The organism is Stenotrophomonas sp. YJH_SMC_123 (assembly GCF_059368215.1).
Window position 1 is genome coordinate 429,149 of the sequence record NZ_JCAFRM010000004.1, and the last position, 8,890, is coordinate 438,038.

9 protein-coding genes are annotated in these 8,890 nt (G+C 66.9%); 4 read left to right on the forward strand and 5 right to left on the reverse strand.

The features are described from left to right. The first annotated feature begins 108 nt into the window (after nucleotides 1-108). Complete coding sequence (locus tag AC5P5W_RS12465) at nucleotides 109-372, forward strand: putative signal transducing protein (protein ID WP_014646000.1); 264 nt, start codon at nucleotides 109-111, stop codon at nucleotides 370-372. Nucleotides 373-402: 30 nt separating this feature from the next. Then, entirely contained in the window at nucleotides 403-1,068 is a 666-nt protein-coding gene (gene msrA / locus AC5P5W_RS12470) for a peptide-methionine (S)-S-oxide reductase MsrA (RefSeq protein WP_032956996.1), read from the forward strand. Between the two features lie 620 nt (nucleotides 1,069-1,688). Here the strand turns inward: msrA and AC5P5W_RS12475 are convergent. From AC5P5W_RS12475 to ahpC, 5 genes are all read right to left on the reverse strand, one after another. After that, on the reverse strand, nucleotides 1,689-2,645 hold the full coding sequence (locus AC5P5W_RS12475) for a transaldolase (RefSeq protein WP_049440146.1): 957 nt from the start codon (nucleotides 2,643-2,645) through the stop codon (nucleotides 1,689-1,691). A gap of 50 nt (nucleotides 2,646-2,695) precedes the next feature. After that, nucleotides 2,696-3,100 carry a nucleoside diphosphate kinase regulator gene (gene rnk, locus AC5P5W_RS12480; protein WP_014036052.1) on the reverse strand — a complete coding sequence of 135 codons (405 nt, stop codon included), beginning with the start codon at nucleotides 3,098-3,100 and terminating at the stop codon, nucleotides 2,696-2,698. A gap of 123 nt (nucleotides 3,101-3,223) precedes the next feature. Continuing rightward, nucleotides 3,224-4,186: a LysR substrate-binding domain-containing protein gene (locus AC5P5W_RS12485; RefSeq protein ID WP_014646003.1), complete on the reverse strand. Its 963-nt coding sequence runs from the start codon at nucleotides 4,184-4,186 to the stop codon at nucleotides 3,224-3,226. An 85-nt stretch (nucleotides 4,187-4,271) separates the two neighbouring features. After that, on the reverse strand, nucleotides 4,272-5,864 hold the full coding sequence (gene ahpF, locus AC5P5W_RS12490; protein WP_014646004.1) for an alkyl hydroperoxide reductase subunit F: 1,593 nt from the start codon (nucleotides 5,862-5,864) through the stop codon (nucleotides 4,272-4,274). A 224-nt stretch (nucleotides 5,865-6,088) separates the two neighbouring features. Continuing rightward, nucleotides 6,089-6,652, reverse strand: coding sequence for an alkyl hydroperoxide reductase subunit C (ahpC, locus tag AC5P5W_RS12495; protein WP_005408159.1), 564 nt, complete (start codon nucleotides 6,650-6,652; stop codon nucleotides 6,089-6,091). A gap of 322 nt (nucleotides 6,653-6,974) precedes the next feature. Here ahpC and prmC point away from each other — a divergent pair, with 322 nt between their 5' ends. Both prmC and pip read left to right on the forward strand, forming a co-directional pair. Beyond that, complete coding sequence (gene prmC / locus AC5P5W_RS12500) at nucleotides 6,975-7,832, forward strand: peptide chain release factor N(5)-glutamine methyltransferase (protein ID WP_053496437.1); 858 nt, start codon at nucleotides 6,975-6,977, stop codon at nucleotides 7,830-7,832. A 48-nt stretch (nucleotides 7,833-7,880) separates the two neighbouring features. Then, nucleotides 7,881-8,822, forward strand: coding sequence for a prolyl aminopeptidase (pip, locus tag AC5P5W_RS12505; protein WP_495221179.1), 942 nt, complete (start codon nucleotides 7,881-7,883; stop codon nucleotides 8,820-8,822). The last annotated feature ends 68 nt before the right edge of the window (nucleotides 8,823-8,890 follow it).

Below are 8,890 nucleotides of genomic sequence, written 5' to 3' on the forward strand. Positions count from 1 at the left end.
CCCCGCCCTCTGGTAGTGCCGGCCGCTGGCCGGCAACTCTCCGATCCCGCCCCCGGCACCATTCAGCCCCCGGGCGTATGCTGGAGCCCTGCCCCGAGGAGCCGCCGCATGCACATCGTGTACAAGGCCGACAACCTGTTCGACGCCCATCTGGTCAAGCACGCGCTGGAGAACGCCGGCATCCCCGCCTTCGTGTTCGGCGAGCAGCTGCTGGGTGGCATGGGCGAGCTGCCGTTGTTCGGTGTGTTGCGGGTCGGCATCCCCGACGCGGCGCGGCCGCAGGCGGAGGCCATCATCGCGGCGCTGGACTTGGGCCAGGCCGCCGCCGACCCCATTTCCGATGCAGACGATATGGCCGGACTGCCGGCGTAGGAGCGCATCATGTTGGGAATTGGCCAGGGCATCCTCGGCATCGGGGCCTTCAAGCAGCGCCTGCCGCGCCCGGAAGAAGCACTGCCAGGGCGCGAGCAACCGCTGCCGCTGCACAGCAACCAGCACTTCGTGAACAGCCATCCGCTGAAGGACCGTTTCGCGGGCCTGCAGCAGATCCGCTTCGCGCTGGGCTGTTTCTGGGGCGCCGAGCGCAAGTTCTGGACCGAGCCGGGCGTGTACAGCACCTCGGTCGGCTACGCCGGCGGCATCACCCCGAACCCGACCTATGAAGAAGTGTGCTCGGGCCTGACCGGGCACACCGAAGTGGTGCAGGTGGTGTTCGACCCGGCGGTGGTGAGCCTGGAACGGCTGCTGCAGCTGTTCTGGGAAAGCCACGACCCGACCCAGGGCATGCGCCAGGGCAACGACACCGGCACCCAGTACCGTTCGGCGATCCACGCCACCGACGAGGCACAGTACGCTGCCGCGCTGGCCAGCCGCGAGGCCTACCAGGCCCAGCTGGATGCGGCCGGCTACGGCCCGATCACCACCGAGATCGTGTACCCGGCACCGGCGTACTACTACGCCGAGGACTATCACCAGCAGTACCTGGCGAAGAATCCGAACGGCTACTGCGGCATCGGCGGCACCGGCGTGAGCTGCCCGATCGGGTTGGATGTGGAGGCGCCGCGCTGACGCGCGGTGGTCCGCCTGCGGCGGGCAACGTCAACGGCTGAAAGTCAAAGCCAAAGCCAAAGCCAAAGCCAAAGCCAAAGCCAAAGCCAAAGCCAAAGCCAAAGCGGCTCTGGGTTGCTGCTTGTTGGGTGGGGCGGTGTGGGTTGGCAGGACACGCCGTGAACCCGTCCCTGGGGGCTCGATGGCGCCATCCATGGCGCCAACGGTCCTGCCAACCCACACCGCCCCACCCCCGACAGTTTCCCGGTGACGGTGGGAAAGAGCATTGGGTTACTGACGAACTGATGGAAAACAAAAAGGAAGCGGCGTTCGCCGCGTCCTTTTTATTTGGTTCTGCATTGCCCTTGTAGAGCCGAGCCATGCTCGGCTCCGAGCAAGCGAAGCGCGCGACCCGCTGTTGCTCTTCTTTCTTTCTTCCGTGGCGGGTGGCCACCGGAAACTGTCAGAGGGCGGGCGGGTTGGGTTCGCGGGAGTGTCCGCCGCATGGATGCGGCGGCCAAAGCCTCCAGGGATGGATTCACGGCGTCTCCCGCGAACCCAACCCGCCCGACCCAGCGCGGCTTTTTGCTCTTTGCGACCAACCGACCTGCCACGAGGGGCTCAGCCGTTGGCCGGAATCCTCACAGTGCCGCGCGGATCCGCTCGCGCAGCGCTTCCAGATCCTTGGCAAACGCATCGATACCGGTCGCCAGCTTCTCGGTCGCCATCGGATCAGCAGCCAGATCCGCCGCGAACGTCGCCGCATCGATCGGGGGCACCGCCGCGCCATCAGCGGCACCGGCCACCAGCTTGCGCGGCAGCGCGCCGTGGTCGGCGTCCAGCTTCTCCAGCAGGTCCGGCGAAATGGTCAGGCGGTCGCAGCCGGCCAGCGCTTCGATCTGTGCGGTCGAACGGAACGAGGCGCCCATCACCACCGTCTTCGAACCGCGGCGCTTGAATTCGGCATAGACGCCGCGCACGAACTTCACGCCCGGGTCTTCGTCGATGCTGGCCGGGGTCTGGCCGTTGGCCACGTACCAGTCCAGGATGCGGCCGACGAACGGGGAGATCAGGAACGCGCCGGCCTCGCTGCAGGCCAGCGCCTGGGTCGGGTTGAAGATCAGGGTCAGGTTGCAGTCGATGCCTTCGGCCTGCAGGATGCGCGCGGCTTCCACGCCTTCCCAGGTCGCGGCGATCTTGATCAGGATCTTCTCGCGCGGCACCCCGGCATCGGCGTACATCTGGATGAACTGGCGGGCCTTGGCCACGGTGGCGGCGGTGTCGTGGGCCTGGTCGGCGTCCACTTCGGTGGACACGCGGCCCGGCACCAGCGTGCTCAGCAGCGCGCCGACGCCGATGGTCAGGCGGTCGGCCACGGCGTGCACCACGGCTTCGCGGTCGCCGGCCTGCTGGCGGCCCCAGGCCAGTTCGCGTTCGATCAGTTCGGCGTAGACCGGCAGGTCCAGCGCCTTCTTCACCAGGGTCGGGTTGGTGGTGCAGTCCACCGGCTGCAGGCGCTTGATCGCCTCGTAGTCACCGGTATCGGCAACGACCACGGACAGTTCGCGCAGCTGGGACAGTTTGGACGGGGTACTCATTACGGCTCCTGGTGCAGGGGGATCGAATCGCGCGCGGTGCGCAGCGGTAATCAGGGGCGGTCGTTGTGGACCGCAGTCACGCGCAGGCGCAGCTTGCGGCCGCCGGGCGCGTTCCAGTCGATGCTCTGGCCGATGGCCAGGCCGAGCAGGGCACTGCCGACCGGGGCCAGCACGGAGACCTTGCCTTCATCGACATTGGCTTCGCGGGGGAAGACCAGGGTCAGGACGTGCTTTTCGCCCGACACTTCATCTTCGCACTCCACGCGCGAATGCATCATGACGATGCCTTCGGGAATCTGGTCCGGTGCCAGCACGGTGGCCCGGTTGAGTTCTTCAGCAAGCGCGAGCGCGGCAGGCGTCTGGCTCAGCGCAGGGGATTCGAGCATGGCGTCCAGGCGGTCCATGTCGAAGGTAGAAACGGTGATCGACGGCGGCAGGCCGCTGGCGGTGTTCATGGTGAAGCTCCTTGGTTGAAAGCCATGCAAAAGGCGGCACCTGCTGGCGCCGCCTGTCTGTATTGTGGGGACAAATGCGGCCGGAATCGACTCCTGCCGATTCCGGGCCGGTGCTGCGGGGGCTCAGCCGTTCAGCGCGGGGCCGGGCAGGGCCGGTGCATCGCTGCCGGCATCGAGCGCCTCCAGCGTGAACAGTGCCTGCGGCAGGCGCTTGAACTGGTCGGCCAGCTCCATCAGGAAGTCGTTCATGGCCGAGCTGCGGCGCCAGATCATGGCGATGCGGCGGCTGGGACGGCCTTCGCCGGTGAAATCGAGCAGGCGGATGTTGTTCGAGCGCGGCACCGGCGGCTGCACCGACAGGCTCGGCAGCAGGGTGATGCCGACGTCGGCGGCGACCATCTGCCGCAGCGTTTCCAGGCTGGTGGCGCGGAATTCGGACTTCTCGTTGGCGCCGAACAGGCGGCAGACTTCCAGCGCCTGGTCGCGCAGGCAATGCCCGTCTTCCAGCAGCAGCAGCTTCTGCGTGGCCAGTTCCTGCACGTCCAGGTGTTCGCGGCGGGCCAGCGGGTGGCGCCCGGACACGGCCAGCAGGAACGGTTCCTCGAACAGGAATTCGGCATGCAGCTGGTCGTCGATCACCGGCAGGGCCAGCAGTGCGGCGTCGAGCTTGCCTTCGCGCAGGCGGTCCAGCAGCACGTCGCTCTTTTCCTCGACCAGCAGCAGTTCCAGCTCCGGGAAGCGCTCGCGGATGCGCGGGATCACATGCGGCAGCAGGTACGGGCCGAGGGTCGGGAAGATGCCCAGGCGCACCGTGCCGGCTTCCGGATCGCGGCTGCGTCGCGCCGCCTCCTTCAGCTGTTCCACCTCAGACACGATCACCCGCGCCCGCGCCGCCGCTTCCTGGCCGGCCGGGGTCAGCATCACCTTGCGCGGTGCGCGTTCCACCAGCGGCAGGCCCAGCTCTTCTTCCAGCTTGCGGATCTGCGTCGACAGCGTGGGCTGGCTGACGAAGCAGGAGGCGGCAGCCCGGCCGAAATGCTTGTGGTCGGCCAGGGCTACCAGGTACTTCAGATCACGTAGGTTCATCCTTACACCCCAGGGGTAACGGACCGGCTGACGGCGTGGTTACCCGACAGGCAGACAATGTTCCCGGTGATCTGGGAACGGTGGATCAGGCTGCTTCAGCAACGGCACCGCTGCTGTTGCTCACCGACGAGCGGATCAGGTGGTCGAACGCACTCAGTGCGGCGGTCGAGCCGGCGCCCATGGCAATGATGATCTGCTTGTAGGGCACCGTCGTGCAATCGCCAGCGGCGAACACGCCCGGCAGGTTGGTCTGGCCGCGGTCGTCGATGACGATCTCGCCGCGCGGCGACAGCGCCACCACATCCTTCAGCCACTCGGTGTTGGGCAGCAGGCCGATCTGCACGAAGATGCCTTCCAGCTCGACGCGGTGGGCATCGCCGCCGACGCGGTCCTTGTAGACCAGGCCGGTGACGCGGCTGCCGTCGCCCAGCACTTCAGTGGTCTGCGCGCTGGTCAGCACGGTCACGTTGCCCAGGCTGCGCAGCTTCTTCTGCAGCACTTCATCGGCGCGCAGGCTGGAATCGAACTCCAGCAGGGTTACATGCGACACGATGCCGGCCAGGTCGATGGCCGCTTCCACGCCGGAGTTGCCGCCGCCGATCACCGCCACGCGCTTGCCCTTGAACAGCGGGCCATCGCAGTGCGGGCAGTACGCCACGCCCTTGTTGCGGTACTGGTCTTCGCCCGGCACGTTCATCTGCCGCCAGCGCGCGCCGGTGGACAGGATCACCGAACGCGACTTCAGTACCGCGCCGTTTTCCAGCTGCACCTGCACCAGGCCGTCTTCGCCGGCCGGCACCAGCGCACTGGCGCGCTGCAGGTTCATGATGTCCACCTCGTACTCGCGCACGTGCTGCTCCAGCGCCGTGGCCAGCTTGGGGCCCTCGGTCTCCTTCACCGAAATGAAGTTCTCGATCGCCATGGTGTCCAGCACCTGGCCACCGAAACGCTCGGCGGCGATGCCGGTACGGATGCCCTTGCGTGCGGCGTAGATCGCCGCTGCAGCGCCGGCCGGGCCACCGCCCACCACCAGCACGTCGAAGGCGTCCTTGGCGGCGATCTTCTCGGCATCGCGCTTGCCGGCGTTGGTGTCCAGCTTGGCCACGATCTGCTCGAGGGTCATGCGGCCCTGGTCGAAGATTTCACCGTTGAGGTACACGGTCGGCACCGACATGATCTCGCGCTTCTCGACTTCGTCCTGGAACAGGGCGCCATCGATGGCCACGTGCTGGATGCGCGGGTTGAGCACCGCGGCCAGGTTCAGCGCCTGCACCACGTCCGGGCAGTTCTGGCAGGACAGCGAGAAGTAGGTCTCGAACCGGTAGTCGCCTTCCAGGTTCTGCACCTGCTCGATCAGCTCGGCGGTGGCCTTGGACGGGTGCCCGCCGACCTGCAGCAGCGCCAGCACCAGCGAGGTGAACTCGTGGCCCATCGGCAGGCCGGCGAAGGTCAGGTGGATGTCCTGGCCCGGGGTGCCCAGGTCGAAGGACGGCACGCGGCCCTGCCCATCGCGCAGCACCTGCAGCGAAATCTTGTCCGACAGGCTGTCCAGGGTCTGCAGCAGTTCCAGCATTTCCTGCGACTTGGCGCCGTCGTCGGCGTGCGCGGTGATCTGGATCGGGCGGGTCACGCGCTCCAGATAGGTCTTCAGCTGCGACTGCAGGTTGGCGTCCAACATCGGTCTTCTCCTGGCTTCAGGCAAACAGAGGGCGTGGCACCGCTGTACAAGGTAGCGGACCAGCTGGGGGTAGGGGTGAACCCAAGACAGCGACCGTGGAAGGGGCTGGCTGGCCAAGGCGGGCGAGCGTTGGCTGTCTTGGGTTCACCCCCACGCCGGCGGGGGGACCGGCACGGGGATGAAGGGCGCGCCGCGGCGTGGGGCCACGGCAGGCCGGTACTGCCTTAGATCTTGCCGACCAGGTCCAGCGACGGGGTCAGGGTCTTCTCGCCTTCCTTCCACTTGGCCGGGCACACCTGGTTCGGGTTGGCGGCGGTGAACTGGGCAGCCTTCAGCTTGCGCAGGGTCTCGGACACGTCACGGGCGATCTCGTTGGAGTGGATCTCCAGGGTCTTGATCACGCCTTCCGGATTGATGATGAAGGTGCCGCGCAGGGCCAGGCCTTCTTCCGGAATGTGCACGCCGAAAGCGTTGGTCAGCTGGTGGGTCGGGTCGCCGACCAGCGGGAACTGGGCCTTGCCGACGGCCGGCGAGGTCTCGTGCCACACCTTGTGCGAGAAGTGGGTATCGGTGGTGACGATGTAGACCTCGGCGCCGGCCTTCTTGAACTCGGCGTAGTGGTCAGCTGCGTCCTCGATCTCGGTCGGGCAGTTGAAGGTGAAGGCGGCCGGCATGAAGATCAGGACGGACCACTGGCCCTTCAGGCTGGCGTCGGAAACCTTGATGAACTCGCCGTTGTGGTAAGCGTTGGCTTCGAACGGCTGGATCTGGGTGTTGATGAGGGACATCATTTTTCCTCTTGGTGAAGGGGAGTGGGTGAATCGACAGGAGCTAGGTTACCCATTCGCTGGCGATAAGAACAATGCATTGATTGCATCTATTTGATAGATGGAGTCTATCAAAAGGCACTGAGCAGGCACTGAACCCGGCCGCTTTCATCCTGCAACTGACTGTGTGACAAGGAGAATCTCGCCGGACCGCTGCCTGGGGCCGATAGCCCTTCCTTATCCCGTCCGGGGGAAACTGAACGGATTCCGATTTTGTAGAGCCGAGCCCATGCTCGGCTGTTCCAGAAGCAGCCGAGCGTGGGCTCGGCTCTACAATTGCGGAATGCCTTTCCAAACCGAACCCACCCTGCGCCAGATCGTGGCCGACGCCAGTGCCCGCTTGGGCGGCGTCGAAGCCCGCCACGAGGCGGAGCTGCTGCTGCTGCATGTGCTGGAACGCCCACGCAGTTGGCTGTTCGCGCATGCCACCGATCCGCTGGCCGCCGCCGACCAGGCCGCCTTCGAGACGCTGTTGGCCCGCCGCGTGGCCGGCGAGCCGGTCGCCTACCTGACCGGCCGCCGCGGATTCTGGACGCTGGATCTGGAGGTCGATCCGGCCACGCTGATCCCGCGCCCGGAGACCGAACTGCTGGTCGAGCTGGCGCTGGAACGCCTGCCGCAGGACCGTGCGCTGCGGCTGGCTGACCTGGGCACCGGCAGCGGCGCGATCGCCTTGGCGCTGGCCAGCGAGCGGCCACAGGCACAGGTGCTGGCCACCGATGCCAGCCCGGGTGCGCTGGCCGTGGCCGCGCGCAATGCCGCGCGCCATGAACTGCGCAACGTCCGCTTCGCCGAGGGCGGGCACGATTGGTACGCGCCGTTGCAGGGCATGCGCTTCGACCTGATTGCGAGCAATCCGCCGTACATCGCCAGCGACGACCCGCACCTGCGACAGGGCGACCTGCGCTTCGAACCGGCCTCCGCGCTGGCGTCCGGTGTGGACGGCCTGGATGACATCCGCCGCATCATCGACGGCGGCCAGGCGCATCTGCTGCCCGGTGGCTGGTTGCTGATCGAGCACGGATGGGACCAGGGCGCGGCGATCCGCGCGCTGTTCGACGCCGCCGGTTTTGCCGAGGTGCAGACCGTGCAGGACCTGGAGCAGCGCGACCGCATCACCCTGGGCCGGCGACCGGCCTAGAATGGGGGTTCTCCTGCCCCGGCAGGGCATCACCCTGGAGCTGCAAGCATGCGTACGCTGTACCCCGCCATCACCCCCTACGACGTCGGCACCCTGAAGGTCGACGACCGCCACACGCTGTATTTCGAACAGTGCGGCAACCCGGACGGCAAGCCGGTGGTGATGCTGCACGGTGGCCCGGGCGGTGGTTGCAGCGACAAGATGCGCCAGTTCCATGACCCGTCCAAGTACCGCATCATCCTGTTCGACCAGCGTGGTGCGGGTCGATCCACCCCGCACGCGGACCTGGTGGACAACACCACCTGGGACCTGGTCGCCGATATCGAGAAGCTGCGCGAGCACCTGAAGGTCGATCGCTGGCAGGTGTTCGGTGGCAGCTGGGGCTCGACCCTGGCCCTGGCCTATGCCGAGACCCATCCGCAGCGCGTGACCGAACTGGTCCTGCGCGGCATCTTCATGCTGCGCCGCTGGGAGCTGGAATGGTTCTACCAGGAAGGCGCCAACCGCCTGTTCCCGGATGCGTGGGAGCATTACCTGAAGCCGATCCCGTCGGTGGAGCGGCATGACCTGATCTCGGCCTTCCACCGCCGCCTGACCAGCGACGACGAAACCACCCGCCTGGAAGCCGCCAAGGCGTGGGCGGTGTGGGAAGGCGCGACCAGTTTCCTGCACGTCGATGATGACTTCATCAACAGCCACGAAGACCCGCACTTCGCCCTGGCCTTCGCCCGCATCGAGAACCACTACTTCGTCAACGGTGGCTTCTTCGAGGTGGAAGACCAGCTGCTGCGCGACGCGCACCGCATCGCCGACATCCCGGGCGTGATCGTGCATGGCCGCTACGACGTGGTCTGCCCGCTGGCCAACGCCTGGGACCTGACCAAGGCGTGGCCGAAGGCGAAGCTGGAAATCACCCCGGCCTCGGGCCATTCGGCGTTCGAGGCCGAGAACGTGGACGCGCTGGTGCGCGCCACCGATAGCTTCGCCTGATCGGTAGTGCCGGCCGCTGGCCGGCAATGCCTCACCGGTCCGTTTCGCCGCCGCCCGATGTGGCTCGC